This window comes from Streptomyces sp. NPDC001027 (assembly GCF_040299045.1).
In the GTDB taxonomy this organism is placed as follows: Bacteria; Actinomycetota; Actinomycetes; order Streptomycetales; family Streptomycetaceae; genus Streptomyces.
In genome coordinates this window covers 1-24,592 of sequence record NZ_JBEPBI010000112.1, presented here as the reverse complement: position 1 = coordinate 24,592, position 24,592 = coordinate 1, and the positions used below count along the sequence as shown (strand labels likewise).

Sequence of the window (24,592 nt, the reverse complement as noted above, 5' to 3'; positions counted from 1 at the left end):
GTACAGGGCGGCCGCCTCCGGTCCCCGGGTGCGGCGCAGCCGGTCGTAGAGGAGCGTGTGCAGGGCGCTGACCTTGGCCGTCGTGTGCCCGGTGACCCCGGCTGCGATCCGGTCCGCCTCCAGTACGGCGACGGAGCGTCCCCGTCGGGCCAGCTCCCAGGCGGTGCTCAGTCCGGCGATGCCCGCGCCGACGACCGCGACGTCCACCGAGAGCGACCCTTCGGGCGGGGGCAGCGGGTCGCCGCCGGGCACGGTGTCCAGCCAGTACGACCCGTGGAGGTGCGCATGATCGTCCATGTCGGCCGGGTTCCCACGGCAGGGCGGATCACACCGGGACCGGCGCCTCACGACGAGCGCGGCGGCCGGTCCCGCGGCGTGCGCGCCGCCGACACGACCGCGGCACACCCTCGGTCGTGCGTCCCCGTGGTCGCACGCCCGGCGCCGATGGGCAGGCCGACCCGCCCGTCCGGCGTCGGTCGTACGCCCCTCGGTCGTACGCCCCTCGGTCGTGCGTCAGGACCAGGTCATCGGGCAGCCGTGCCGCAGCGCGTACCGGGCGGCGCGCAGGTACATGGCTGTGTAGAAGGCCGCCTCCTGGTCGTCGGCCCACGGACCCGGCCGTGCCGTGGCCGCCGCACTCGCCCCGCCGTCGAGGAACCAGTTCGTCATCTCCAGATCGCCGCCGGTCTCCGGTATCGCGTCCAGGGGCAGGTCGAGGACGTGGGCCAGCCGCTCGGCGAGGGCGAGGACCTGCGGCGCGCCGGCGATCAGCGTCTCGTCCGCGTAGGCGCCGCCGATCGGCAGCTCCACCTCCCGGTCGAGAGAGACCGGCACCAGGACGGTCCAGCCGAGGAGCGTCCCCTCCTCGGCCGGGGTGAGGTGCGCCCGGCACAGCGCGGCGAATCCGGCCATGGACGGGCTCGCCTTCTCCTCGAACCAGCCCCCCGACCGCGCGGCGGACTGCGTCGGCAGGTACGGCGGCAGCCCGCGCCGCCCCAGCTCGTCGTTCAGCGCCGAGGCCGTGTCGCCGTGCCCGCCCTCCTCGTGCCCGAACCACTCCTGCGCGTCCACGCTCACCAGATACACACCCATGCCCCGCAACATACCGCCGACCACTGACAACGCCCCCAGCAGCGAGGGTGAGGGGAGAACGCTGATGACAAATTCGGTGAACAAGCGCTTAGATAGTGGGCGGATCACGCTCCCTGTCCGCGCAGACCGCCGGAGGCCCCCGTTGTTCACGTCCGTCGACGAAGTCTCCGCCCGGCTCGCCGAGAGCGGGTACCTGGCCTCCCCCGCCGTCGCCACGTCCGTCTTCCTCGCCGACCGGCTCGGCAAGCCGCTGCTGGTCGAAGGGCCCGCCGGGGTCGGAAAGACCGAGCTGGCCAAGGCCGTGGCGCGGGTGGCGGGGGCCCGGCTGGTACGGCTGCAGTGCTACGAGGGCGTCGACGAGTCCCGCGCGCTGTACGAGTGGAACCACGCCAAGCAGCTGCTGCGCATCAGCGCGGGCCGGGACGAGACGTGGGACGAGACCCGCACCGACGTCTTCAGCGAGGAGTTCCTGCTCCCCCGCCCCCTGCTGACCGCCATCCGCGGCGACGAGCCGACCGTCCTGCTGATCGACGAGACCGACAAGGCCGACGTCGAGGTGGAGGGACTGCTCCTCGAGGTGCTCAGCGACTTCCAGGTCACCGTCCCGGAGCTGGGCACGATCACCGCGACCCGCCGTCCTTTCGTGGTCCTCACCTCCAACGCCAGCCGTGAGCTGTCGGAAGCGCTGCGCCGCCGCTGCCTCTTCCTGCACATCGGGTTCCCGGAGGAGGAGCTCGAGCGGCGGATCGTCCGGCTGAAGGCGCCCGGCATCGACGCGACGCTGGCCGAGTCCGTGGTCCGGGTGGTGGGCGCGCTGCGCGCGATGGACCTGCGCAAGGCCCCGTCCGTGGCGGAGACCGTCGACTGGGCGCGCACGCTCCTCGCGCTCGGCGCCGACGCCCTCGACGAGAAGGTCGTCCGGGACAGTCTGGGCGTGATCCTCAAGCACCAGGACGACGTCCTCAAGGCCGGCGCGAAACTCGACCTGGACGCCGTGTGAGCGCCAGGGTCGCCGACCGGCTGGCCGGTTTCGTCGCGGCGCTGCGCGCCCACGGCGTCCGCGTCGGCACGGGCGAGACCGTGGACGCTGCCGAGGCAGCCGCGGCGCTGGGATTCGCCGACCGGGCGCTGCTGTGCGAGGGACTGGCCGCGACGCTGCTGCACTCGGCGGACCAGCGGCGGGTGTTCGACACCGTCTTCGACCTGTACTTCCCGCGTGGCGTGGGCGCGCCCGTCGGCGAGCCCGGCGACCGGGACGACCTGCGCGAGCGGCTGGCAGCCGCGCTCGCCGAGGGCGACGACGCGATGCTGGGCCGGCTGGCGATCGAAGCGGTCGACGGGCTGGGCGGCTACGGGAGCTCGCCGGGCGCGGACGGCTGGTCGTCGCACCAGACGCTCGAACGGCTGCGCCCGCAGACGCTGTTGGCCCGTGTGCGGGACGACATGCGTACGCGGGGCGCCGGTGCCGGCTTCACCGGCCGGCTGCTGGAGGACGAGATCCGGCGGCGCATCGAGACGTTCCGCGGGCTCGTGGCCGGGGAGGCGCGCCGCCGGGTGGCGGAGCGCCGCGGGCGGGACGAGATCGCCCGCCGGGCGGTGGCACCGACCGCCGACCGGGTCGACTTCCTGTACGCGGGCCAGGAGCGGCTGGCCGAACTGCGGCGGACGGTGCAGCCGCTGGCGCGCAAGCTGGCCACGCGGATGGCCGCGCGCCGCCGCCGGGCCGCCCGGGGCTCCATCGATCTGCGGCGCACGCTGCGCGCCTCGCTCTCTACGGGCGGTGTGCCGATGCGGCCCGTGCTGCGCCGCCGGCGTCCGGTCCGCCCCGAACTGGTGCTGCTGTGCGACGTGTCGGGCTCGGTGTCCGGGTTCTCCGACTTCACGATGCTGCTGGTGCAGGCGCTGCACGACCAGTTCTCCAAGGTGCGGGTGTTCGCCTTCGTCAACCGGATCGACGAGGTGACCGGTCTGCTCGAACGCGGATCGGCCGACCCCGGGGGCCTCGGCGCGCGCATCCGGGCGGAGGCGCGGCTGACGGGCTATCACGGCAGCAGCGACTACGGCGTCGCCCTGGGCGAGTTCGCGGACCGGTACGGCGCCGCGGTCGGCCCCCGCACCACGGTCTTCGTGCTCGGCGACGCCCGGACCAACATGGCCGATCCGAACCTGGCCGCGCTGCGCCGGATCGCCGGGCAGGCCCGCCATCTGCACTGGCTGAACCCGGAGCCCCGGTCGCTGTGGGGCACGGGCGACTCGGCCGCACCCGAGTACGCCGAGGCGGTCGCGATGCACGAATGCCGCAACGTCCTCCAGCTCGGCGCGCTCATCGGCCGACTGCTGCCCGTCTAGACCGGACCGGGGCGGTGACCGTGCCGATCCCATCCCGTGTATGAACCGTGCCGGTCCGGGCGGGACCGTGCCAGTGCGGGCGGGCGTCGGGGTTCAGGCGTCCTTGGCCTTCGCGTACTCCGTGGCCATCGCCCCGGCGAAGTCGTACACGACGCACTGTTCGTCGCCCACGACCCAGGCGTCGTGGCCGGGTGGCACCACGAACACGTCTCCGGGGCCGAGTTCGCTCTCGCCGCCCTCGTCCATGGCGACGCGCATGCGTCCGGAGACCACATAGCCGTTGTGGTGGATCATGCAGGTGTCCGTGCCCATGATCCCCGCAAGCGACTCGGTCCAGCGCCAGCCGGGTTCGAACGTCGCCCTGGCGAAGTCGAGCCCGGTCATGTGGACGGCCTCGATGTGGCCGCGGGGGAAATCGCGGCGCTCGTCCGGCTTGTCGAGCGTCTTCACTTCCATCATGACGCTCCTCCCTTCCGGCCGCGCTTCACCACGGCCGGGGGCGGTCTCCCCGGCGGACCTGGACGCCGCCGGCGGCAGCCGCGCCCCTACACCTCCATCGTCCGCCTGTCCACCGGGGGCCGCCATACGGGGCGTGCCGCCCTCAGCCGGCGTCGCCGCACAGCTCGGCGAAGCGGCCGGCGTCGATGTTGCCGCCGGAGACGATCACGCCGACGCGCCGGGGGAGGTCGTCGACCCGCCCGGCGAGGAGCGCGGCGAGCGGCGTGGCGCCGCTGGGCTCCACGACGATCTTCAGCCGTTCGAAGGCGAACCGCATGGCGGCGCGGATCTCGTCGTCGGAGACGAGCGTGATCGCGTCGACGAGGCGCCGGTTCACCGAGAAGGTGAGCTCGCCCGGGGTGTGCAGGGCCTGCCCGTCGGCGATGGTGCGCGGCACCGGGATCTCGACCCGGCGGCCCGCCTCCAGCGAGCGCTTGGTGTCGTCGCCGGCCTCGGGCTCGACGCCGACCACCCGGATGCCGGGCCGCAGTCCCTTGACCGCGGTCGCGCTGCCGGCGATGAGCCCGCCGCCGCCGACCGGGGCCAGCAGGGCGTCCAACTCGCCGGTTTCCTCCATGAGTTCGAGGGCGGCGGTGCCCTGGCCCGCCATGACGTGCGGGTGCTCGTAGGGCGGGATCAGCGCAAGGCCTCGGTCGGCGGCCAGCGCCTCGGCGATGGCGACGCGGTCACCGGAGTAGCGGTCGTAGGTGACGATCTCGGCGCCGTAGCCCTCCGTCGCGGCCCGCTTGGAGCGGGGCGCGTCCTCCGGCATGACGATCACCGCGGCGGCGCCCAGTTCCCGGGCGGCCAGGGCGACGGCCTGGGCGTGGTTGCCGGAGGAGTACGCGGCGACGCCCCGGGACAGCTGCTCGGGGGTCAGCCGGGAGGCCGCGTTGTAGGCGCCGCGGAACTTGAAGGCGCCGACGCGCTGGAAGTTCTCGCACTTCAGCAGGACCTCGGCGCCGACGATCCGGTCGAGGGTCCGGGAGCGCAGCACGGGGGTGCGGTGCGCGACGCCCTTGAGCCGCACGGCCGCGTCGCGGACGTCGTCGAGGGTGATCGGCAGGGGCGCGGTCGTCACGAGGGTGCTCCTTCAGGGGTGTCGTCGGCGCCGTCCGCCCCGGTCGCCGGGGTGGCTCTGGCCTGCGAGAGATAGGTGTAGGCGGAGGCCCGCGAGATGCCGAGGCGCGCGGCGGTCTGCTCGATCGCGCGACGCACGGCGAACACGCCGTGTTCGTCCAGGCTGCGGAAGAGAGCCAGTCGCCGCGGCCGGTCGAGGCCGGCCCAGGTCTGGTCCTGGCGCAGCAGATGGGCGTCGAGGAGGGCGTCCACGACGGAGTCGATGTCGTCGCCGAACGTGGTCGACGGCGGGTCGGACGGCCCGGTCGCCGTCCCCGCGAGTGCGGCCAGCACCGCGCGGGCCCGGTCCACCTCGCTGACGTCCACGTTGACGCAGAGGGCGCCGAAGACCGCGTTCGTGGAGTCGCGCAGCACCATCGTGGACGACTTCACCAGCTTTCGGGCGCCGGTGCGGGTGACGTAGTTCAGTTCGTCCGTGGCGGCGTCCCCGCGGGCGAGGACGCGCATGCCGATCTCGCTCATGGCGCCGCCGACCGTCCGTCCGGTCACCGCTCCGGCGACGGCGACGACGGACTCCTCCGGGCGCCGGTAGTCGTGCAGCACCACCTCGCACACCGGGCCGAACGTCGCGGCGATGCCGTCGACGAGGGGAACGAGGGCGCGCAGGATCACGTCCCGTTCCCGTTCCCGTTCCCGTTCCTCTTCCCGCGGGGTCCGCGGCGCCTGGTGCTCCATACTTCGATTAGACCACGAGTCCAGTGATTGGACCAGCAGTCCAATCAGGCCAGGCGTCGAGAGTGGCCGGACAGCTCGCTTGGAACCGTCGCCCAAGGGGGGTGGTGACGCCAACTGGCCTATCCCTAGGACGGGTTGGCGGCCACCGTGCCAGTCCGTGGCACGGCGGGGATCCTCCGGGGGAAGCGATGCAGCCGGGCAAGCAGCTGTCCACGAAGATCGATGAAACGATCGGCAGCTGCCTGGTGATGTGCCAGCTCGTCAGCGAGGACTCCGAGGTCAGGGAATTCGTCGCCGACTTCATGGACAAGGCCGCCCAGGGCCACTGGGGCCGGATGCGCCAGGAGAAGGACGTGGCCGCGCTGTTCGAGGGCCTGGAGATCCTGCGTCCCGGACTGGTCGAGGTCTCGGCCTGGCGACCGGACAGAAGGTGGCGCCCCGCCAACTCACCCTGGAATGGACCGAGTTCGGCGGCATCGGCCGACTGGGCTGACGCCCCGGCCGATCGGTGGAGGCCGCCGCAGGTCAGGGATAGCGCTGCCGCGCGGTCGACTCCAGCAGCGCGACGGATTCACGCGGGTTCAGCGCCTCGTCGGCCAGCCGGTCCAGGGCGACCCGGTACTCCTCCGTCTCGTCCCGGTCCTCGAGGAAGGTGGCGCTCCTGATCTGCTCCAGATAGACGACGTCGGGCAGGTCGATGCCCGGGAAGCGCAGATAGGTGACCGGTATGGCGGGCGCCGAGGCGTGGGTGACGTCAAGCGGCACCACCTGGACGGTGACATGGGGCAGGGCGGCCAGCGCCACCAGGTGGGCGAGCTGCTCCCGCATCACCTCGCGACTGCCCAGCACCCGCAGCAGCACCGACTCGTCGAGGATCGCCCACACCTGCGGGGCGTCCGGCCGCCGCAGCAGTTCGGTGCGGCGGGTCCGCAGCTCGACGCGGCGCTCCACCTCCCGTGACGTCGCCGACGGCAGCCCGCGCTCCACGACGGCGCGCGCGTACGCGGGCGTCTGGAACAGACCCGGCACGTACTGGATCTCGAAGGTACGGATCGCCGTGGCGGCCTCCTGCAGCCCCACCAGCCGGTCGAACCACTCGGGCATCAGCCGCTTGTCGTAGCGCTGCCACCAGCCCGGCTCCCCCGCCTGCCGCAGCAGTCGCAGCAGCACGGCGGCCTCGTGATCATCGGTCCTGTACAGCGACAGGAGCGCGCGGACGTCCGCCTCGACGGGCGGTCTGCGCCCCTTCCCGGCCTCGATGCGCGACAGCTTCGCCGGGCTGAAGCCGAGGGAGCGCGCGGCTTGTTCCTGGGAGAGGCCGGTGTCCTCCCTGATGCCCGCCAGCTGTACGCCGACCAGCATTTTCAACAAGGTCGGGGCGGGCTCACCCCGGTTCAGATAGGGTTCGAGGCGGGAGACGCGAGGCGACTCGGCAGACATCCTGACTCCCCGTGGACCGGCAGACGACAGACCGAAAGTATCGCATCCGTAGCCCTCCAGCCGCATACGGCAGGGGAATTGACCCCATTCGAGCCCTTCGGACCCGCCACTGGCAGAGCCTTTTACGGCCAGTCACCCTCCGAAGCCCCGGCCTTCGTCCGGCCCGTCGGACCCGAGCGGCTCCGATCCGCCAGCGCCGGGAACTCCCACCAGGCCTTCACGAGGCCCTCACATCAGGTGGTCGAACTCCCCGCCCTTGGCTCCGGCCACGAACGCGGCCACCTCCGCCGGCGTGTAGACCAGGGCGGGCCCGTCGGGATCACGGGAGTTGCGCAGCGCGACGCCTCCTCCGTCGAGGGCCGCGACCTCGACGCAGTTGCCCTCGGCGTTGCTGTGGCTGCTCTTGATCCAGCGCGCGCCCAGCGAGCTCGCCCGCACTCCGTTCGGCACTGACGGCATCGCACTCTCCTCATACGTGTGCGCAATTTCCCGTGAAATTGCACGAGGACATCGTCAGCGTGGATAATAGCCCTGTCGTCAACCGCTCTTCCGGCGCCCCGTTCTGACGTCACCTCAGGGAGATGCACCGTGTCATCACCTGCGCAGTTGCGAAGTCATGATGAGTCCGTCCCCGTCCGCGACTCGCCCAGAACCGCCGTCCTGCACCTCACGGGCAGCGGCGAGGGATTCGCCCGGGCACGCGACTTCACCCATCGCACGCTGGACTGCTGGTCCCTCGGCCACTGCGGCGACGACGCCATCACCGTCGTCACCGAACTGGCCGCCAACGCGGTCCTGCACGCGCTCCCCCACACCGGGACGGACCGGTTCCCCGTTCGGCTCAGACTCACCCTGCGACGCTCGCACCTGGTGTGCGCCGTCACCGACCCGAGCGACACCCTGCCCGTCTGCCCGCAGTCCACGGACGACCTCCTCGAGCACGGCCGCGGACTGCACATCGTCGAAGCCCTTTCGGAGCACTGGGGATGGACCCGCCGCTTCCCCGTGGGCAAGACCGTCTGGGCCATGCTGCCGACCCGCCCCCGCACCCTTTCCTGATCCCCGACGCCGACCCCTGACTCCCGACATGACTGCCACGAAGAGAACCACCCCGCTCGCAGGCCTGGGACACGTGCCGTGGCCCGAGATCAAGGACTCCACCGGTTCCGCCGCGGCCATCCCCTCCCTGCTCACCACGCTGGCCCGCGGCGACGCCGACAGCGCCGGCCCGGCACTCGGCCAACTGCGCCGACGCATATGCCAGTTCGGATTCGTCGTCGATCAGGCGACGGCGGCCACGGTGCCCTTCCTCTGGGAACTCGTGCGGCTCCCCGAGGTGACGTGCCGCACGGAGATACTGCGCCTGCTCAAGAGCATCGCCGACGCCCGGCAGTGGGAGACCACCGCCGCCGCGTACCCCAAGCTGCACCACCACCCCGACGACTACGTGGGGTGGGAGCGCGAGGCCCGCGACGCCGTCCACGCCCAGCGCGACGTGCTGCGTCAACTGCTGCGGGAGCCCGCCCCCGACGACGAGATGGTGCGGGCCACCGCCGAACTCGCCGCAGCCCTCGACGGCTGAGGGCCCCGCAGCCCGCCGGGAGCGCCGCGGCGCACCACGGCCCCCCTTGCCCCGCTGCGCGTCCGCGCGCCCGACCGCTAGGTTGGGGCGCATGAGCAACCTTGACCGCTCGCCCGTGCCGAGCGTGTGCGGCGGCCGTGGCTTCGTCGTCGCCGAGCCCGTCCGCGAGCTGCTGAGCCCCCGCCATGTGCAGCTCGGCGGATCGACGGAGGTACGGCGACTGCTGCCGAACCTGGGCCGGCGCATGATCGGCGCCTGGGCCTTCGTCGACCACTACGGCCCCGACGACATCGCCGACGAACCCGGCATGCAGGTCCCGCCGCACCCGCACATGGGACTGCAGACCGTGAGCTGGCTGCACGAGGGCGAGGTGCTGCACCGCGACTCCACCGGCAGCCTCCAGACCGTCCGGCCCCGGGAACTCGGGCTGATGACCTCGGGGCGCGCCATCAGCCACTCCGAGGAGAGCCCGCGCTCGCACGCCCGCTATCTGCACGGCGCCCAGCTGTGGGTGGCGCTGCCGGACGCGCACCGGCACACCGACCCCCGTTTCGAGCACCACCCCGACCTGCCCGTCGTCACGGCTCCCGGCCTCCAGGCCACCGTGCTCCTCGGCGGCCTGGACGGCGCCGTCTCGCCCGGCACGGCGTACACCCCCCTCGTGGGCGCCGACCTCACGCTCGCCCAGGGCGCGGACGTACGGCTGCCGCTCGAGCCCGACTTCGAGTACGGCGTGCTGTCGATGTCCGGCGAGGTCCATGTGGACGGCGTCCCGCTGCTCCCCGGTTCCCTGCTCTACCTCGGCTGCGGCCGCACCGAACTGCCGCTGCGCGCGGAGTCCGACGCCGGACTGATGCTCCTCGGCGGCGAGCCGTTCGAGGAGGAACTGGTCATGTGGTGGAACTTCGTCGGCCGCAGCCACGCCGAGATCGAACAGGCCCGCGAGGACTGGATGACGGGGTCCCGCTTCGGAGAAGTCAAGGGCTACGACGGCGGCCCCCTGCCCGCCCCGGAGCTGCCGGCCACCCCGCTGAAACCTCGAGGGCGAGTGCGCTGACCTGGCAAGACACCGGATCGTGATACGGCCTCATGGCTCGGGTGACGATGAGAGTGGCCTAGAGGCTCCGATCGTCCGACGTCGAAGAGCCGGGCGCCGCGCGACCGACCACGCGGGTGGTTGTGGGGACCCGACAGATCGAGTGCCCGGCGAAGGCGGTGGACAGCGGTCGCTGCGCGCACTGTGGCGTCACGGCGATCGGCGCCTCGCAGGGTGGACTCCCGACTCGACCCTCTCGGGCAGGATCTGTCGGCTGCGGTGCCGGAGACGACCGACTGGAGCCTGACAGCATGACCGACCCGACGCGGGACCCCCGCTTCTTCCAGGACCCGTATCCCGCTTACGCGGCCCTGCGGGCCACATGTCCGGTGCAAGCCCTGCCCACCGGTTCCGGCGGCCGGCCCGGCTACCTGGTCACCGGATACGCCGAAGCGAAGGAGGCCCTTGTCGACGCCCGGCTCTCGAAGGACACGGCCGCCTTCTTCGCGGACCACGCAGGCCACGGTTCACGGCGTCGCCTGCACCCCGCGGTGGCCCACACCATGCTGGCCGCCGACCCGCCCCGGCACACCCGGCTGCGCAAGCTCGTGACCAACGCTTTCACGACAAGAGCCGTCACGCAGCTGCGCCCGTTCATCGCCCGGGTGACCGACGAGCTGCTGGACCGGTGGCCCGTGGGCGAGGAGTTCGACTTCGTGGCCGGCCTGGCCGTACCGCTGCCGGTCATCGTGATCTGCGAGCTGCTCGGAGTTCCCGAGCCGGAGCGGCCCGACGTCCGCCGCTGGTCCGCCGAACTGTTCGCGGCAGGGCAGCCGGACGTCATCGACGCCGCCTCACATGCGATGGCCGACTACATGACCGGCCTCATCGCCGCGAAGCGCCTGCACCCCGGCGGCTCTCTTCTCGACCGGCTCATCGCGGCTCGCGACGGAGACGATCACCTCAGCGAGGAGGAACTGGTCTCCCTGGCCGTGCTGCTGCTCGTGGCCGGACACGAGACCACGACCAACTTCCTCGGCAACGCCACGCTGGCGCTGCTCCAGCGCCCGACCGAGCGGGACCGACTTCGCGAGAGGCCGCAGGAGATTCCCGCCGCGCTGGACGAGCTGCTCCGGTTCGACTCCCCCGTCACCACGGCCACCTTCCGGTTCACCACCCAGTCCCTCACACTCGGCGGCGCCGACCTCCCGGCCGGCGCCCCGGTGACAGTCGCTCTCGGAGCAGCCAACCGGGACCCGCAACGGTTCCCCTCGCCGGACCTGCTCGACCTGGACCGGGACAACGCTGCGGCCCACCTCGCCTTCGGCCACGGCATCCACCGCTGCGTCGGCGCTCCCCTGGCCAAGGCCGAGGCGGAGATCGCCCTGCGAGCGGTACTGACCCGATTCCCCGGACTCCGACTCGCCGCACCGCCCGAACGACTCGAGTGGCGCCACACCCGCCTCGTGCGCGGACTCACAGCACTGCCCGTCCTCGCCTAGCCACCGTCACCTGCCCACCTGCTCACCTGGCCTGACGATGCGACGGATCGCCGGGCTGCAGATGATCGTCGACTTCGACCACGACCCGGCGGGCGAGGCCACCCGGGTCGCCAACCGGTTTCTCGGCCTGCCCACCTGGATCCATCCCTGTCATTGGAGACGGTGCGGCGATGGGAACTGTCAGGAAACGGCTCCTGGACCCTGGCCCAAGATCAACGCGTTCGCTAGCATCCGTTCGCTCTTGATTCATCTGCCGCCGTCGCACTCGTCGGCCGCAGGTGTGACACCGTCAATTCCGAGGATGGTCAGGATGAAGAAGCACTCCAAGCTCATAGGCGCCGCTGCCGCAGGCATGCTGGCCGTACTCTCGTCGGCCGCCCCCGCCTCTGCCTCCACCTACACCGTCACGTATCCCGGCCCCCACGCCGGCGACCTGTGCACCGATGAGCCGAACTACTGTGACGGGTCGGCGTCGTTCGTCCGTGACGGCGAGCATCTGATGGTCTGGGACAACAATGCCGACGGCCACTCGGTGATGGTCATGTACTACCGGTCCGACAGCGGCGACACGCTGATCAAGGACTGGAACCACTACGGACAGGGATCCCGACTCGACATCAACATGGACCTCGATGAGGACGGTTTCGTCGAGTACCGGGTCTGCCTCGGTGAATACGGCACCAGAAAGTACGACATGAACTCGTGTTCGGGCTGGCTGCACGAGAGCGCCGCCTGACCCGCTCGTCAGTTGTGGCAGTGTCTTCCTCTCTGCGAGGGCGCCGTCGCCGTCGGCGTGCACGCCGTGACCGTCGCGGTCGACCGTCAGCCGGTCTGCTCACGAGGGAATCCCCCCCACTGTGCCGCGCCGTTGGCGAACACGCCGGGCGGGGCGGGCAGGGCAAAGGTGAGCGTTCACTCTGGAGGTGCGGGTACGTTCCCACATCGAGCGAGATCAGGAAGGCCCCGATCTATCGTCGAGGTTTTCGCCCACCCCAGCCGTTCGGTCATGTTCGATGCACACTTTGAGACTGAGTATCAAATTGAGTCATTGCTGTACCCTGCTCGTATGCCCGAGACCACACCCGCCGCCGACAAGTCCGCACGCAAGCCGCCCGGCCTGCGCGAGCGCATGCGTGCGACGGTCAAGGCGGAGGTGGTCGACGTGGCGCATCGGCTCTTCACCGAGCAGGGGTTCGACAGGACGACGGTCGACCAGATCGCCGCCGAGGTGGGCCTGTCCCGTGCCAGCCTGTTCCGCTACTTCGGCACCAAGGAAGACATCGTCCTGGGGCGTCTGGAGGAGTCCGGCCGCAAGATCGCCGAGGAGCTGACCGCTCGCCCGGAGGACGAGCAGCCCTGGGAAGCGCTGCGCCGCGCCTTCGACGTGCTGATCCGGATGAACGAGGCGACGCCGGAGCAGGCGCTCAGTTATCTGCGCATGCTCCAGGAGACCCCGTCACTGCGCGCCCGGCACCACGAGAAGCAGATGAGCTGGCAGGAACTGCTGGCGCCGGAGGTCGCCCGGCGGCTGGAGGCCGACCCCGACCAGCCCGAGGACACCAGGGCGAACGCACTGGCCGCCGCGGCGCTCGCCTGCCTGGACGTGGCCTCCACGGCCTGGGTGACCTGCGAGGGCGCCGTCCCCCTGGCCGTGCTGCTCGACCGGGCGATGGAGGCACTCGCGCAGTAGCGCGTTCCCGACGGCGCCCTGGAGCGGACGCCGAGGGTGACACCGGCTTGCCGACGCGCACGGCATCGAGGAAGACGAGCGACGTGCCAGACGGCGTCGGTCGGCGCCGCAGGTCATACGGTCACGCGGCGTCGCCCTGGGCCTGGGCGGCGACGTCGGCCCACTCCTGCCAGGTCTTGACTCGCTCCGCGTAGACCTGCGGGACGAAGTGGAGCGGGAACTCACCGAAGAAGACGCGCAGCGGCGGGTTCTCGGCGTCCACGACCTTGAGCAGCGCCGGGCCGGCGGCGGCTGGGTCGCCGCTTCGGACGCCGGCCAGGTTGGCGACCACGGTCGCGTGCACGTCCTCGTAGGCGGGGAGCTGCTCGGAGAAGGCGGCGGAGGAGCCGCCCCAGTCGGTGGCGAAGCTGCCGGGCTCCACGAGGGTGACCTTGATCCCGAAACCGGCCACCTCCTGCGCCAGCGAGTCCGTGAGCCCTTCCAGGGCCCACTTGGACGCGTTGTAACCACCGACCAGCGGGAAGGTGATCACGCCGCCGACGCTGGAGATCTGCACGATGTGCCCGCTGCCCTGCGCCCGCAGGATCGGCAGGACCGCCTGGGTGACCCACAGGGCGCCGAAGAAGTTGGTCTCCATCTGCTCGCGGACAGCCCGCTCGGTCAGCTCCTCGACCGCGCCGAACAGACCGTAGCCGGCGTTGTTGACGACGACGTCGAGGCGGCCGAAGTGCGCGTGCGCCCGCTTCACGGCCTCGAACGCGGCGCTCCTGTCGGTGACGTCCAGGGTCAGCGGGAGGATCGCATCGCCGTGTGCGGCCACCAGGTCCGCGAGGGAGTCGGCGTTACGGGCGGTCGCCGCGACCTTGTCACCGCGCTCCAGGGCCGCCTGGGCGAACTGGCGGCCGAAGCCGCGCGAGGAACCGGTGATGAACCAGATCTTGCTCATGGGAAGCACTTCCGTTCGAGCTGAAGTCTTATATGAAGACTGTACGTCAGTCTGATACTCAGTATCAAGATGATTCGTAGGCTCGACGCAGAGGGCGCTGCCTCACAGCGGCGATGCACCTCTGGCAGCCGGGAGGGCGCAGAGGTGGCGCAGACGGCGCAGCCGGCACGGATGTCTTCAGGGCTGTCCGCGGTGGAGGACGAGGCCCGCGCCGTCTCTCGCGGCGCCCGGCAGGATGGGGCGCTCACTGCGCCGGGAAACACGCGCGCCGGGCCGCAGCGGGGGGGCGGCCCCGGCTACGACCCGGCTACGAGAGGGCTACGACACGGCCCCTAGCGTGCGGCGACGTTCGACGCCCACCACGGGACGCGGTCGCCGACGTCGTTGACGGCGAAGAAGTCCCTGACGGCGGCCTTCTCCGCGGCGTCGGGCTGAACGTTGAGGCAGTCCGATCCACCCCAGGCGCCCGACATCACCTTGGAGCAGGGGCTGCCCGGGCCCAGGTCGGGAAGCGACAGGATGTGGCCCAGCTCGTGCACGACGATACGAGACGGCTTGTACAACTGCGCGTCCCCGACTTCCAGGTAGACCCAACCCCGTCCCGCGCCCTTGATGTTGACGTGCGACTGCACACCCCTGGCCGTCTTGTACTCCATGACCCGCAGCGCCGCCGGGGTGTCCTGCTCAACGAACTTGATCGACGGGACGGCCGTGTTCCAGATCGCGATCGCCTCGCGGGCCGCGTCCGTGTACGAGCCGGCCAACAGCAGGTCGATCGGGATGATTTCAGGTGCCGGGTCAGCCGCGTCAGCCGGAGCGCCCGCGCCCAGCAGAACGCCGGACGCCAGGACCACCGTCGACAACACGTTCAGCGCTCGGGCCACGGAAAGCGCCTCCATCTCCTCGGTGAAGGGAAGGCTAGGGGGCCCGTGTGCGGCGCTCAACGCACCTTCAGGCCGGTTCGAGCGAGGGGATGGCCGGTAAAGGGCGACCTGCGGCACACCATGGACGGCCCGACGACCGGACGCGCTGGCGACCCGACACCCGGGACACACTTGCCACTTCACCCGTCGGCACATTGAGCACTACTACTCACTACGCCCTCGAGGTGACCGGCGGATCGAAACGATCAGTGCGCCTGCGTGATGCCGAGTCGCTCCGCGAGTTCGCGGGCGTCGATGCCGTACGTCTCCCGGATCCGCACGCCGTCCGGGCCGACGTCGAACACGCCGTGGTCGGTGTAGACGCGGCTGACGCAGCCGACGCCGGTGAGGGGATAGGTGCAGTGCGGCACGAGCTTGGGCTCGCCGGAGCGGGTGAAGAGCGTCATCATCACGTAGACGTCCTTGGCGCCGATGGCGAGGTCCATCGCGCCGCCGACGGCGGGAATGTCGTCGGGCTTGCCGGTGTGCCAGTTGGCGAGGTCCCCGTCGAAGGCGACCTGGTACGCGCCGAGGACGCAGACGTCGAGGTGGCCGCCGCGCATCATGGCGAAGGAGTCGGCGTGGTGGAAGTACGCCGCCCCCGGAAGCTCGGTCACCGGCACCTTGCCGGCGTTGGTCAGGTCGGGGTCGACCGCGTCTCCCTCGGCCTTCGGGCCCATGTTGAGCATGCCGTTCTCGGTGTGCAGCACCACCCCCGAGTCCGCCGGCAGATGGTCGGCGATCTTCGTCGGCTGCCCGATGCCGAGGTTGACGAAGGAGCCGGCCGGGATGTCCCGGGCGATGACGGCTGCCAGTTCGTCCATCGAGAGACGGTGGTCGGCGCGGGCCTGATCGCTGGACGCTGTGGTCATCGTGCCCCCTGGACGGTGTAGCGACGGGCCGCCACCTGGACGACCCGGTCGACGTAGATGGACGGCGTGACGACGGCCTCGGGGTCGAGCTTCCCGGGCGCGACGATCTCGTCGACCTGGACGATCGTCGTCGTCGCTGCCGTGGCCATGACCGGTCCGAAGTTGCGGGCGGTCCTGCGGTAGACGAGGTTGCCCAGGGTGTCCGCGACATGCGCGCCGATCAGCGCGTAGTCGCCCTTGATGGGGTACTCCAGCAGGTACTTGCGCCCGTCGATCTCCCGTTCCTCCTTGCCCTCGGCCAGCGGCGTGCCTACCGCGGTCGGGCAGTAGAACGCGCCGATGCCCGCGCCGGCCGCGCGCATCCGCTCGGCGAGGTTGCCCTGCGGCACCACCTCCAGCTCGACCTTCCCCTCGCGGTAGAGGGCGTCGAAGACCCAGGAGTCGGCCTGGCGCGGGAACGAGCAGAGCACCTTGCGCACCCGGCCGGCGGCCAGCAGCGCGGCCAGCCCGACGTCCCCGTTGCCGGCGTTGTTGGACACGATCGTGAGGTCCTTCGCCCCCTGCCGGATGAGCGCGTCGATCAGGTCGAACGGCATCCCGGCCAGGCCGAAGCCGCCGACCAGGACCGTGGACCCGTCCTCGATGCCTGCGACAGCGGCGTCGGCGCTGTCGACGATGTCGGCCCGGCTCATCGGGCGTCCCCCGTGACGGCGCAGTTCTCGAGGACCACGGCCAGGCCCTGACCGACCCCGATGCAGATCGCCGCGACGCCGTAGCGCTGCCGGGTCTCGCGCAGCACCTTGGCCAGCGTGGCCAGGATGCGGCCGCCCGAGGCCCCCAGCGGGTGCCCGACGGCGATGGCGCCGCCCTTCTGGTTGACGATGGCGGGGTCGATCTTCCAGGCGTCGAGGCAGGCGAGCGACTGCACCGCGAAGGCCTCGTTGAGCTCGACCGCGCCCACCTGGTCCCAGCCGATCCCGGCCCGGGCCAGCGCACGGTTCGCGGCTTCGACCGGGGCGTAGCCGAAGGCCTGCGGCTCCAGCGCGCTCACGCCGCGGCCCGCGATGCGGGCGACCGGGTCGGCCCCGATCGTGGCCGCGGCCTTCTCGCTGCCCAGCAGAACCGCCGACGCCCCGTCGCTGAGGGGGCTGGCGTTGCCCGCCGTGATCGTGCCGCCTTGCTCCTGCGCCCGGAAGACCGGTGCCAGCCCGGCCAGCACCTCCGGCGTGGATCCGGCCCGGATGCTCTCGTCGCGGGTCAGGGCGGCGCCCTCGACCGGCACTACCAGGTCGTCGTAGAAACCCGACTCCCATGCCTGGTGGGCGAGTCGGTGGGAGCGGGCGGCGAACTCGTCCTGCCGCTCGCGGGAGATGCCGAAGCGCTCCCGCAGCTGCTCGTTGGCCTCGCCGAGGCTGACCGTCCACTCCTTGGGCATCCGCGGGTTGACCAGCCGCCAGCCGAGCGTGGTCGAGACCGCGGTGACGTCGCCGGCCGGGAACGGCTTCGCCGACTTGGGCAGCACCCACGGCGCCCGGGTCATCGACTCGACGCCGCCGGTCAGCACCACCTCCGCGTCGCCCGACTCGATGGCCCGGCCGGCGATCATCGCCGCGTCGAGGCTCGAGCCGCACAGCCGGTTGACCGTGGTCCCCGGCACGCTCACCGGGAGGCCGGCGAGCAGCGCCGCCATGCGGCCGACGTTGCGGTTGTCCTCGCCGGCTCCGTTCGCGTTGCCCCAGACGACGTCGTCGATCGCGGCGCGGTCGAGGCCGGGCACCCGGGCGAGCGTCGAGGTGATCGCGGCGGCGGCGAGATCGTCGGGCCGGACCCCGGCCAGCCCGCCGTTGAAGCGGCCGAACGGCGTCCGTGTCGCGGCGTACAGGAAAGCACTCATGGCAGTGACGCTAATCCCGGCCCGCGATATTCTGAAGTACGCATATCCGAGCTGATTGATACGGATGACCTATGGATCTGCGGCACCTGCGGTACTTCGTGGCGGTGGCCGAGGAGCGCCACTTCGGCCGCGCCGCCGAGCGGCTCCACATGGCCCAGCCTCCGCTGTCCACCCAGATCCGGCAGCTGGAGGCCGAGCTCGGCGTCCAGCTGCTCCACCGCACGACCCGCCGCGTCGACCTCACCGAGGCCGGCCGGGCCTACCTCGGGCGGGCGCGCGCGATTCTCGCCGGAGTCGACGAGGCCGCCCAGCACGCACGGCTGGTCGCCGCGGGCTCGGTGGGACACCTCGCGATCGGCTGTGTGGGCTCGGCGACGTACAGCCTCCTGCCCGCGCTCTCCCGCCGGCTCACCGAGGAGCTTCCCGGGGTCGACTTCTCCTTCCGCGGGGAGATGCTCGCGCCCGACCAGGTCGACGCGCTGCGCACCGGCGCGATCGACGTCGCCCTGCTGCGCCCCGTGGCGGCCGGGGTCTCCCTCACCGTGCACGCCCTGCGCCGGGACCGGCTCGTCGTCGCCGTGCCGGTCGACCACCCCCTCGCCCACCGGAAGCGGCTGCGCGTCGCGGACCTGGCCGGCGCCGACCTGATCGTGCACTCCGCAGGCCGTCGGTCCGTGATGTACGACGTCGTCCTCGGCCTTCTGCGCGACGCCGGCGTCGAGCCGCACATCCGCCACGAGGTCGGCGAGACCTCGACGCTGGTCACGCTGGTGGCCGGCGGTCTCGGCGTCGCGGTCGTGCCCGGGCCGGTGACCGCGCTGGCGCTCGACGGCGTCGCCTATCTGCCGCTGGCCGGGCCGGACGCACGCGTGGAACTGGCCGTCGCCCACCGCGCGGACCGCACCGAGCCGCACCTGGCTCGCACCGTGGGGATCATCCGGGCGATGTTCCGGTGACTCCGGCTCCCTCCGGCTCCGTCGGACGCGTTCGGAGGGGAACCCGCTTCCCGGGGCTCTGACGACGGGTCATGACGCTTTGTTAGCGCACACATTCCTCGCAGGCCAGGGCCGGCCGACCGCTCGACGTGGCGGCCCCCGGAGCTGAGCGCGTCTCCGGCTTCCCGACCTGGCGGTTCGCCGACGAGGCGACACCAGGACCGACATAACGGAAACCAAGGTCAAGGGATGGCATGGCCTTTGTTTCCATACTCTTGACTGTTCAACAGTGTTGACCCGGTGTTCACGCAAGCGTAAAAAGACGGAGTCACGGGACCGGTAGATCACCGCCGATCGTACGAGAACCGTCCGGGCACACCCTGGACCAGATCCGACAACAGAGCCGCCGACGCACCGTTCACGCCCCGTCCCCCACGGCCCGGATGAGCGATGACATCCGGGAGTCCCGATTGTTAGCGCTCACAATCTCCGGTCGGCGGGCGCACATCCCCCTGCTGCCCGCGCCTTCCGCGCCGGGCCGCCGAAGAACGCACGACGGAAGAGGTTCACAGTGATAGCCAGACACCTGAAAGGGCTCCGCCTGAGAGTCGTGGGCGCAGTCCTCGCCCTGCTAGCCGGCCTCCTGGCCGGGGTCATCAGCACCGCGGGCACGGCCGAGGCCGCCTCGTCCCTGCCGTGCGACATCTACGCCTCCGCGGGCACGCCCTGCGCCGCCGCTCACAGCACCACGCGGGCGCTGTTCGCCGCGTACAACGGCCCTCTCTACCAGGTCAAGCGCGCCTCGAACTCCGCCACCGCCGACATCGGCGTCCTCAGCGCGGGCGGTTACGCCAACGCCGCGGCGCAGGACTCCTTCTGCGCGGGCACGACCTGCATCATCACCAAGATCTACGACCAGAGCACGCACCACAACGACCTGACCGTCGAAGGGCCCGGCGGCAACGGCGGGCAGGACGTCGGCGCGATCGCCAACGCGCTGCCGGTCACCGTCGGCGGTCACGCCGCCTACGGCGTCTTCGTGTCCGCCGGCGTCGGCTACCGCGACAACAGCACCACCGGCATCGCCACCGGCAGCTCCCCCGAGGGCGCCTACATGGTGACCAGCGGCCACCACGTCAACAACCGCTGCTGCTTCGACTACGGCAACGCCGAGACGTCCGGCAACGACACCGGCAACGGCCACATGGACGCGATCAACTTCGGCACGGAGTGCTGGTTCTCGTGCTCCGGCGCCGGAGCAGGCCCCTGGGTCGAGGCCGACCTGGAGAACGGGCTGTTCTTCGGCGGAAACGGCGCCAACTCGGCCAACACCGGGATCTCCAGCGAATACGTCACGGCCATGGAGAAGAACAACGGCACGACGACCTACGCGATCAAGGGGGGCAACGCGCAATCGGGCTCACTGACCACCTGGTACGACGGGGCCCTGCCCAATCTCGGCGGGTACACCCCCATGCATCTGGAGGGCGCCATCGTCCTCGGCACCGGCGGTGACAACAGCAACGGATCCGACGGCTCCTTCTTCGAAGGCGTCATGACCTCCGGCTATCCGACCAACGCCGCCGACAACGCCGTACAGGCCAACATCACCTCCGTCGGCTACTCCACCCCGGCCGTCACCTTCCCCGTCGCCGGCACGGCCTACCGGCTGACCAACCCCAACTCCGGCAAGGTCCTGGACGCGGTCAACTGCGGTACGGGCAACGGGACTTCGATCGACCTCTGGTCCTCGCTGGGCAACGCCTGCCAGCAGTGGAAGTTCGCCTCCGCGGGCAACGGGCACTACACCATCACCAACGTCAACAGCGGCACCGTCCTGGACGACAAGAACTGCGGGCAGTCCAACGGCACGGCCGTGCAGCTGTGGGCCTCGCTCGGCAACCGCTGCCAGCAGTGGGACGTCACGAAGGTCGGCTCCCACTACACGATCTCCAACGTCAACACCGGCATGACCCTGGACGTCGCGAACTGCGGCACGGCCAACGGCACCGCGGTGCGGCAGTGGCAGCAGCTCGACAACGTCTGCCAGCAGTGGGACATCGCCCCCTGACCGGATCACCGCCCGACCTGGTCGCCTCCTGACCTGGTCATCTCCTGATCGCCTCACCTCGTGACCCGATCACCGGGGCACGGAGACGCCGACGGCCCGCCGGACTGCTCACCGGCGGGCCGTCGCGCTCGGTCACGCACACGACATGCCCACCCTCGACCAAAAGGGGATAATTTACCCATACCAGGTGGGCGTGAGCGGCGTCCCGGCTGACCGTGGAAGGGCGGATCGGACCATGTCGAAGAAACCACGTTCGTCCGAACCACCGCACGGCGAGGGTCCCAGCCGTCACCGGGGCGGCGAGCAGCACGGCTGGTCCCCCGACGTGGACGAGACGCGCCGGCAGGACAACCCGAGCGCCCACCGCTCGTTCCACCCGGGCGAGCACGCCGGGGAGCGCGGTCGCGGGCGCACGAAGTCCGCGCAGGAGACGAAGTCCGTGCCGGGTGACACGGCTGAGAGCGCCGGTGCGCGCGGCGAGGAGTACGGCGACGCGGAGGAGAAGGGCAGGCACGACGCCGGACGCCGGGGCCGCTCCCAGCGTCCCAGCGGCACGAAGGACGCCTCCTCCAGGACCGGCGTGGACCCGCAGGACCCGCCGTCCGGACCCCGAGCGGGTTGACCGTTCCCGATCGGGGGCCGGACGGGCGCGCCTGTCAGCAGATGCGCGGCAGTTGCTCCCCGATCGGCAGGTCGACGACGCGCGTTCCCCCGAGGCCGGTCCGGGTCACCACCATGCCGGGATGCTCCTCGACGGCCTCGCCGATGATCACCGAGTCCGCGCCCAGCGGATGGGCCCGCATCGCTTCGAGCACGGCGTCGGCGTGCTCGCGCGGGACGAAGGCGACGAGTTTGCCCTCGTTGGCGATGTAGAGGGGGTCCAGCCCGAGAACGGCGCACGCGTTGGCCACTTCCGGAGGGACGGGGACGTCGCGTTCCCGGATGACCACCCCGGCGCCGGAGGCCGCCGCGATCTCGTTGAGCGCCGCCGCGAGGCCGCCCCGGGTGGGATCGCGCAGGACGTGCAGATCCGGGGTGACCGCGAGCATGGCGTCGACCAGACCGCCGAGCGCCGCGCAGTCGCTCTTGATCTCCACGCCGAACTCCAGGCCCTCGCGCACGCTCATGATCGCCACTCCGTGGACGCCGACGGCGCCGCTGACGATCACGACGTCGCCGGGCACGACCCGCTGCGGACGCAGGTCGACGCCCGCCGGGACCAGCCCGATGCCCGCGGTGTTGATGAAGACGCCGTCGCCGTGCCCGGCCTCCACCACCTTGGTGTCACCGGTCGCCACCTGCACTCCGGCGGTGCGCGCGGCCGCGCCCAGCGCCCCGGCCACCCGCGTGACCACGTCCAGCTCGACGCCCTCCTCCAGGATGAACCCGCAGGAGAGGTAGGCGGCCCGGGCGCCGCTCATGGCGAGGTCGTTGACGGTGCCGTTGACCGCCAGGTCGCCGATGCTGCCGCCGGGGAAGAACAGCGGCCGCACCACGTAGGAGTCGGTGGAGAACGCCAGCCGCGCGCCGCCCAGGGCGAGGACGGCGGCATCCCCCATCTGGGCGAGCACCTCGCCCCCGTAGGCGGGCGCGAAGATCTGCTGGACCAGTTCGGCGGACAGGGCTCCGCCGCCGCCGTGGCCCATCACGACCCGCGGCCGGTCGCGCAGGGGCGCCGGACACGTGAACGCCTCGATGTCGAGGGCCCCGGCGGGGACAGCGGTGACGTCAGACAACGGGGGTCGCCTCCCTGGCCTGGCCGGCGGGCATGTCGAGCCGCCGGTAGAGGTAGTACGCGGCGCAGGCGCCCTCGCTGGAGACCATGGTCGCCCCCAGGGGGGAGCGGGGGGTGCACACGGTGCCGAAGGCCTCGCACTCGTGCGGCTTGAGCAGTCCCTGCAGTACCTCTCCGCTGCGGCACGCGGCGGGTTCCTCGGTGCGGATGCCGGCGACCGGGAAGCGGTGCTCGGCGTCGTGGTCGCGGTACTTCGGCGAGAGCCGCCAGCCGCTGCCGGGGATGACGCCGATGCCGCGCCAGGCGCGGTCGGTGACCTCGAAGACGTCCTCCAGCATGGCGCGGGCGGCCGGGTTGCCCTCCGGGCGCACGGCGCGCGCGTAGGCGTTGTCGACGGTGTGCTCGCCGCGCTCCAGCTGGCGGACGGCCCGGCGCACGCCTTCGAGGATGTCCAGCGGCTCGAAGCCCGTGACGACGATCGGCACGCGGAAGCGCTCCGCCAGTCGCGGGTACTCCTCCATGCCCATCACGCTGCAGACGTGCCCGGCCGCGAGGAAGCCCTGCACCCGGCAGCTCGGCGACGACATGATCGCCTCGATGGCCGGCGGCACCCGGACATGGGACACCAGCATGCTGAAGTTGGGGATGCCCAGTTTCCGGGCCTGATGGACCGTCATGGCGTTGGGGGGCGCCGTCGTCTCGAAGCCGATGCCGAAGAACACGACCTGGCGGTCCGGGTTCTGCCGGGCGATGCGCAGCGCGTCGAGCGGCGAGTAGACGACGCGTACGTCACCGCCCTCGCTGCGGACCTGGAACAGGTCCCGTCCCGTGCCCGGCACGCGCAGCATGTCGCCGAAGGAGCAGAAGATCACCTCCGGCCGGGAGGCGATCTCCAGGGCCTTGTCGATGACCTCGAGGGGGGTGACGCACACCGGGCATCCCGGCCCGTGAATCAACTCGAGTTCTTTCGGCAGGAGTTGGTCGATGCCGTGCCGGATGATGCTGTGCGTCTGCCCTCCGCACACCTCCATCAGGGCCCATGGCCTGGTCACCGTGGCGTGGATGTCGTCCAGCAGCCGACGCGCGAGCTCGGGGTCCTGGAACTCGTCGATGTACTTCACTTGCGCACCTCTTCCACGGCCGTCTCGCCCGCCTCCCTCGCCGCCGTCTCCCACGGGTCGCCGAACTCCTCCTGCAACAGGCCCAGTTCGGCGAAGAGTTCGAGCGTCTGCCGCGCCGACTCCTCGTCCAGGCGTTGCAGGGCGAACCCGACGTGGACGATGGCGTACTCGCCGACCCGCAGGTCGGGCAGGTACTCCAGGCACACCTCCTTGACCACGCCGCCGAAGTCGACGGTGGCCATCCGGGTGCCGTCGCGTTCCTCGATGTCCAGCACTTTGCCGGGTACCGCCAGGCACATGGGCCTCTCCTCGCTGTGGTCGCGCGTCGGTCAGTCGGTGGGACGGGGGGTGTGCCGGGCGGCCACCATCAGCTGGCCCAGCGCCAGGCCGCCGTCGCCCGGCGGCACCAGGCGGTGCCGCAGGACGGTGAAGCCGTCCTCGCGCAGGACGCCGGCACAGGCCGAGGACAGGAGCGTGTTGGCGAACACGCCGCCCGTCAGGGCCACCGTGTCCAGCCCCTGCCGCTCACGCGCCCGTACGCAGACCCGGTGCACCAGGGCGGTCACGGCCAGGTGGAAGCGCGCCGCGACGACGCCGGGCGCGACGCCAGCGCGCAGGTCGTCGACGATCGCCGCGAGCACGGGGGCCGGATCGGCTCGCAAGGCGCCGTCGCCGTCCTCCTGCGGCGTGTGCAGGGCGAAGGCGTACCCGGCGGCGTCCCCGGCGGGCGCGCGCACGGCCGCCGCCTCCAGCTCGACGGCGGCCTGCGCCTCGTATCCGGCGCGGTGGCACACCCCGGCGAGCGAGGACACCGCGTCGAAGAGGCGGCCCATGCTGGACGTGGGGACGCAGTTCAGCCCTCGCTCCAACTGCCGCTCCAGGAGAGGGAGTTCCTCGGGCGGACAGGCCGCCGTGCAGGCGAGGTCCGTGGACCATCCGATCCCGGCCGCCCGCAGATGCGCCAGCGCCATCCGGTACGGGCGGCGCACCGCGGCGTCGCCTCCGGGCAGCGGGACGTAGGCGAGGTGCGCGAACCGTGTGAAGCCGTCGTAGTCCGCGAGCAGGAACTCCCCGCCCCACACGGCGCCGTC

General features: G+C 71.5%; 27 protein-coding genes and 1 pseudogene. 12 read left to right on the top strand and 16 right to left on the bottom strand.

Translation table 11 applies throughout. The annotated features are described in order from the left end of the window. Together ABT300_RS26475 and ABT300_RS26470 are read right to left on the bottom strand one after the other, a co-directional pair. Window positions 1–297, bottom strand: a 297-nt coding sequence (locus ABT300_RS26475) for an FAD-dependent oxidoreductase (RefSeq protein ID WP_351680406.1), incomplete at its 3' end; no start/stop codon positions are given. A gap of 216 nt (window positions 298–513) precedes the next feature. Further along, window positions 514–1,092 (bottom strand): hypothetical protein, encoded by a 579-nt coding sequence (locus tag ABT300_RS26470; RefSeq protein ID WP_351680403.1) that lies wholly within the window; start codon window positions 1,090–1,092, stop codon window positions 514–516. Between the two features lie 142 nt (window positions 1,093–1,234). Between ABT300_RS26470 and ABT300_RS26465 the strand changes: the two genes are divergently transcribed. Next, window positions 1,235–2,092 (top strand): AAA family ATPase, encoded by an 858-nt coding sequence (locus tag ABT300_RS26465; RefSeq protein ID WP_351680400.1) that lies wholly within the window; start codon window positions 1,235–1,237, stop codon window positions 2,090–2,092. Beyond that, window positions 2,089–3,441 carry a VWA domain-containing protein gene (locus ABT300_RS26460; RefSeq protein ID WP_351680397.1) on the top strand — a complete coding sequence of 451 codons (1,353 nt, stop codon included), beginning with the start codon at window positions 2,089–2,091 and terminating at the stop codon, window positions 3,439–3,441. Before ABT300_RS26465 ends, ABT300_RS26460 begins: the two co-directional genes overlap by 4 nt. Window positions 3,442–3,534: 93 nt before the next feature. On the opposite strand, the gene ABT300_RS26455 is transcribed toward ABT300_RS26460, so the two are convergent. The 3 genes from ABT300_RS26455 to ABT300_RS26445 all read right to left on the bottom strand — a co-directional run bounded on the left by ABT300_RS26455 (window position 3,535) and on the right by ABT300_RS26445 (window position 5,754). Then, window positions 3,535–3,900, bottom strand: coding sequence for a cupin domain-containing protein (locus ABT300_RS26455; protein WP_351680394.1), 366 nt, complete (start codon window positions 3,898–3,900; stop codon window positions 3,535–3,537). 142 nt (window positions 3,901–4,042) lie between these two features. Then, the gene (locus ABT300_RS26450) at window positions 4,043–5,020 is read right to left on the bottom strand and encodes a pyridoxal-phosphate dependent enzyme (protein WP_351680391.1); all 978 of its coding nucleotides are present in this window, start codon (window positions 5,018–5,020) and stop codon (window positions 4,043–4,045) included. Then, window positions 5,017–5,754: a helix-turn-helix transcriptional regulator gene (locus ABT300_RS26445; RefSeq protein ID WP_351680388.1), complete on the bottom strand. Its 738-nt coding sequence runs from the start codon at window positions 5,752–5,754 to the stop codon at window positions 5,017–5,019. Before ABT300_RS26445 ends, ABT300_RS26450 begins: the two co-directional genes overlap by 4 nt. A gap of 233 nt (window positions 5,755–5,987) precedes the next feature. On the opposite strand from ABT300_RS26445, the pseudogene ABT300_RS26440 reads away from it, so the two are divergent. Continuing rightward, a pseudogene (locus ABT300_RS26440) lies at window positions 5,988–6,247 on the top strand (SAM-dependent methyltransferase); the annotation flags it as partial. Between the two features lie 32 nt (window positions 6,248–6,279). Here the strand turns inward: ABT300_RS26440 and ABT300_RS26435 are convergent. Then, window positions 6,280–7,194, bottom strand: a complete 915-nt coding sequence (locus ABT300_RS26435; RefSeq protein ID WP_351680385.1) for a helix-turn-helix domain-containing protein — start codon at window positions 7,192–7,194, stop codon at window positions 6,280–6,282. Window positions 7,195–7,422: 228 nt separating this feature from the next. Beyond that, window positions 7,423–7,653, bottom strand: coding sequence for a DUF397 domain-containing protein (locus ABT300_RS26430; protein ID WP_351680382.1), 231 nt, complete (start codon window positions 7,651–7,653; stop codon window positions 7,423–7,425). 147 nt (window positions 7,654–7,800) lie between these two features. On the opposite strand from ABT300_RS26430, the gene ABT300_RS26425 reads away from it, so the two are divergent. The 6 genes from ABT300_RS26425 to ABT300_RS26400 all read left to right on the top strand — a co-directional run bounded on the left by ABT300_RS26425 (window position 7,801) and on the right by ABT300_RS26400 (window position 13,004). Beyond that, complete coding sequence (locus ABT300_RS26425; protein ID WP_351680379.1) at window positions 7,801–8,253, top strand: ATP-binding protein; 453 nt, start codon at window positions 7,801–7,803, stop codon at window positions 8,251–8,253. Window positions 8,254–8,281: 28 nt separating this feature from the next. After that, complete coding sequence (locus ABT300_RS26420) at window positions 8,282–8,776, top strand: hypothetical protein (protein WP_351680376.1); 495 nt, start codon at window positions 8,282–8,284, stop codon at window positions 8,774–8,776. 91 nt (window positions 8,777–8,867) lie between these two features. Further along, the gene (locus ABT300_RS26415) at window positions 8,868–9,833 is read left to right on the top strand and encodes a pirin family protein (protein WP_351680374.1); all 966 of its coding nucleotides are present in this window, start codon (window positions 8,868–8,870) and stop codon (window positions 9,831–9,833) included. A 290-nt stretch (window positions 9,834–10,123) separates the two neighbouring features. Next, window positions 10,124–11,314 (top strand): cytochrome P450 family protein, encoded by a 1,191-nt coding sequence (locus tag ABT300_RS26410; protein ID WP_351680371.1) that lies wholly within the window; start codon window positions 10,124–10,126, stop codon window positions 11,312–11,314. A 310-nt stretch (window positions 11,315–11,624) separates the two neighbouring features. After that, on the top strand, window positions 11,625–12,050 hold the full coding sequence (locus ABT300_RS26405; protein ID WP_351680409.1) for a hypothetical protein: 426 nt from the start codon (window positions 11,625–11,627) through the stop codon (window positions 12,048–12,050). A 330-nt stretch (window positions 12,051–12,380) separates the two neighbouring features. Further along, complete coding sequence (locus tag ABT300_RS26400) at window positions 12,381–13,004, top strand: TetR family transcriptional regulator (RefSeq protein ID WP_351680368.1); 624 nt, start codon at window positions 12,381–12,383, stop codon at window positions 13,002–13,004. Window positions 13,005–13,125: 121 nt separating this feature from the next. Here the strand turns inward: ABT300_RS26400 and ABT300_RS26395 are convergent, their stop codons facing one another. The 5 genes from ABT300_RS26395 to ABT300_RS26375 all read right to left on the bottom strand — a co-directional run bounded on the left by ABT300_RS26395 (window position 13,126) and on the right by ABT300_RS26375 (window position 17,639). Next, window positions 13,126–13,950 carry an SDR family oxidoreductase gene (locus tag ABT300_RS26395; RefSeq protein WP_351680365.1) on the bottom strand — a complete coding sequence of 275 codons (825 nt, stop codon included), beginning with the start codon at window positions 13,948–13,950 and terminating at the stop codon, window positions 13,126–13,128. Window positions 13,951–14,282: 332 nt separating this feature from the next. Beyond that, window positions 14,283–14,834 (bottom strand): snapalysin family zinc-dependent metalloprotease, encoded by a 552-nt coding sequence (locus ABT300_RS26390; protein WP_351680363.1) that lies wholly within the window; start codon window positions 14,832–14,834, stop codon window positions 14,283–14,285. Between the two features lie 245 nt (window positions 14,835–15,079). Beyond that, window positions 15,080–15,745, bottom strand: coding sequence for a 3-oxoacid CoA-transferase subunit B (locus tag ABT300_RS26385; protein WP_351680360.1), 666 nt, complete (start codon window positions 15,743–15,745; stop codon window positions 15,080–15,082). After that, a complete protein-coding gene (locus ABT300_RS26380; protein ID WP_351680357.1) occupies window positions 15,742–16,437 on the bottom strand; it encodes a 3-oxoacid CoA-transferase subunit A in 696 nt (231 codons plus the stop codon). The genes ABT300_RS26385 and ABT300_RS26380 overlap by 4 nt, the downstream gene beginning before the upstream one ends. Continuing rightward, a complete protein-coding gene (locus ABT300_RS26375; RefSeq protein ID WP_351680354.1) occupies window positions 16,434–17,639 on the bottom strand; it encodes a thiolase family protein in 1,206 nt (401 codons plus the stop codon). The genes ABT300_RS26380 and ABT300_RS26375 overlap by 4 nt, the downstream gene beginning before the upstream one ends. 71 nt (window positions 17,640–17,710) lie before the next feature. On the opposite strand from ABT300_RS26375, the gene ABT300_RS26370 reads away from it, so the two are divergent. From ABT300_RS26370 to ABT300_RS26360, 3 genes are all read left to right on the top strand, one after another. Beyond that, window positions 17,711–18,595, top strand: coding sequence for a LysR substrate-binding domain-containing protein (locus tag ABT300_RS26370; protein ID WP_351680351.1), 885 nt, complete (start codon window positions 17,711–17,713; stop codon window positions 18,593–18,595). A 550-nt stretch (window positions 18,596–19,145) separates the two neighbouring features. After that, entirely contained in the window at window positions 19,146–20,645 is a 1,500-nt protein-coding gene (locus ABT300_RS26365; RefSeq protein ID WP_502977998.1) for an arabinofuranosidase catalytic domain-containing protein, read from the top strand. 235 nt (window positions 20,646–20,880) lie between these two features. Beyond that, window positions 20,881–21,267, top strand: a complete 387-nt coding sequence (locus ABT300_RS26360; protein WP_351680345.1) for a hypothetical protein — start codon at window positions 20,881–20,883, stop codon at window positions 21,265–21,267. A 34-nt stretch (window positions 21,268–21,301) separates the two neighbouring features. Here ABT300_RS26360 and hypE read toward each other — a convergent pair whose 3' ends face one another. From hypE to ABT300_RS26340, 4 genes are all read right to left on the bottom strand, one after another. Beyond that, complete coding sequence (hypE, locus tag ABT300_RS26355) at window positions 21,302–22,381, bottom strand: hydrogenase expression/formation protein HypE (protein ID WP_351680342.1); 1,080 nt, start codon at window positions 22,379–22,381, stop codon at window positions 21,302–21,304. Continuing rightward, window positions 22,374–23,501: a hydrogenase formation protein HypD gene (hypD, locus tag ABT300_RS26350; protein ID WP_351680339.1), complete on the bottom strand. Its 1,128-nt coding sequence runs from the start codon at window positions 23,499–23,501 to the stop codon at window positions 22,374–22,376. Before hypD ends, hypE begins: the two co-directional genes overlap by 8 nt. Beyond that, window positions 23,498–23,800: a HypC/HybG/HupF family hydrogenase formation chaperone gene (locus tag ABT300_RS26345; RefSeq protein ID WP_351680336.1), complete on the bottom strand. Its 303-nt coding sequence runs from the start codon at window positions 23,798–23,800 to the stop codon at window positions 23,498–23,500. Before ABT300_RS26345 ends, hypD begins: the two co-directional genes overlap by 4 nt. A gap of 30 nt (window positions 23,801–23,830) precedes the next feature. Then, window positions 23,831–24,592, bottom strand: a 762-nt coding sequence (locus ABT300_RS26340; RefSeq protein WP_502977997.1) for a Kae1-like domain-containing protein, incomplete at its 5' end; no start/stop codon positions are given.

Excerpts from the sequence above, each read along its gene's own strand:
- ABT300_RS26360 (WP_351680345.1), top strand. The coding sequence starts at position 20,881 with ATGTCGAAGAAACCACGTTCGTCCGAACCACCGCACGGCGAGGGTCCC.
- ABT300_RS26400 (WP_351680368.1), top strand. The coding sequence starts at position 12,381 with ATGCCCGAGACCACACCCGCCGCCGACAAGTCCGCACGCAAGCCGCCC.
- ABT300_RS26385 (WP_351680360.1), bottom strand. The coding sequence starts at position 15,745 with ATGACCACAGCGTCCAGCGATCAGGCCCGCGCCGACCACCGTCTCTCG.
- ABT300_RS26395 (WP_351680365.1), bottom strand. The coding sequence starts at position 13,950 with ATGAGCAAGATCTGGTTCATCACCGGTTCCTCGCGCGGCTTCGGCCGC.
- ABT300_RS26430 (WP_351680382.1), bottom strand. The coding sequence starts at position 7,653 with ATGCCGTCAGTGCCGAACGGAGTGCGGGCGAGCTCGCTGGGCGCGCGC.
- ABT300_RS26435 (WP_351680385.1), bottom strand. The coding sequence starts at position 7,194 with ATGTCTGCCGAGTCGCCTCGCGTCTCCCGCCTCGAACCCTATCTGAAC.
- ABT300_RS26375 (WP_351680354.1), bottom strand. The coding sequence starts at position 17,639 with ATGAGTGCTTTCCTGTACGCCGCGACACGGACGCCGTTCGGCCGCTTC.
- ABT300_RS26420 (WP_351680376.1), top strand. The coding sequence starts at position 8,282 with ATGACTGCCACGAAGAGAACCACCCCGCTCGCAGGCCTGGGACACGTG.
- ABT300_RS26380 (WP_351680357.1), bottom strand. The coding sequence starts at position 16,437 with ATGAGCCGGGCCGACATCGTCGACAGCGCCGACGCCGCTGTCGCAGGC.
- ABT300_RS26410 (WP_351680371.1), top strand. The coding sequence starts at position 10,124 with ATGACCGACCCGACGCGGGACCCCCGCTTCTTCCAGGACCCGTATCCC.
- ABT300_RS26445 (WP_351680388.1), bottom strand. The coding sequence starts at position 5,754 with ATGGAGCACCAGGCGCCGCGGACCCCGCGGGAAGAGGAACGGGAACGG.
- ABT300_RS26415 (WP_351680374.1), top strand. The coding sequence starts at position 8,868 with ATGAGCAACCTTGACCGCTCGCCCGTGCCGAGCGTGTGCGGCGGCCGT.
- ABT300_RS26455 (WP_351680394.1), bottom strand. The coding sequence starts at position 3,900 with ATGATGGAAGTGAAGACGCTCGACAAGCCGGACGAGCGCCGCGATTTC.
- ABT300_RS26470 (WP_351680403.1), bottom strand. The coding sequence starts at position 1,092 with ATGGGTGTGTATCTGGTGAGCGTGGACGCGCAGGAGTGGTTCGGGCAC.
- ABT300_RS26345 (WP_351680336.1), bottom strand. The coding sequence starts at position 23,800 with ATGTGCCTGGCGGTACCCGGCAAAGTGCTGGACATCGAGGAACGCGAC.
- ABT300_RS26370 (WP_351680351.1), top strand. The coding sequence starts at position 17,711 with ATGGATCTGCGGCACCTGCGGTACTTCGTGGCGGTGGCCGAGGAGCGC.
- ABT300_RS26405 (WP_351680409.1), top strand. The coding sequence starts at position 11,625 with ATGAAGAAGCACTCCAAGCTCATAGGCGCCGCTGCCGCAGGCATGCTG.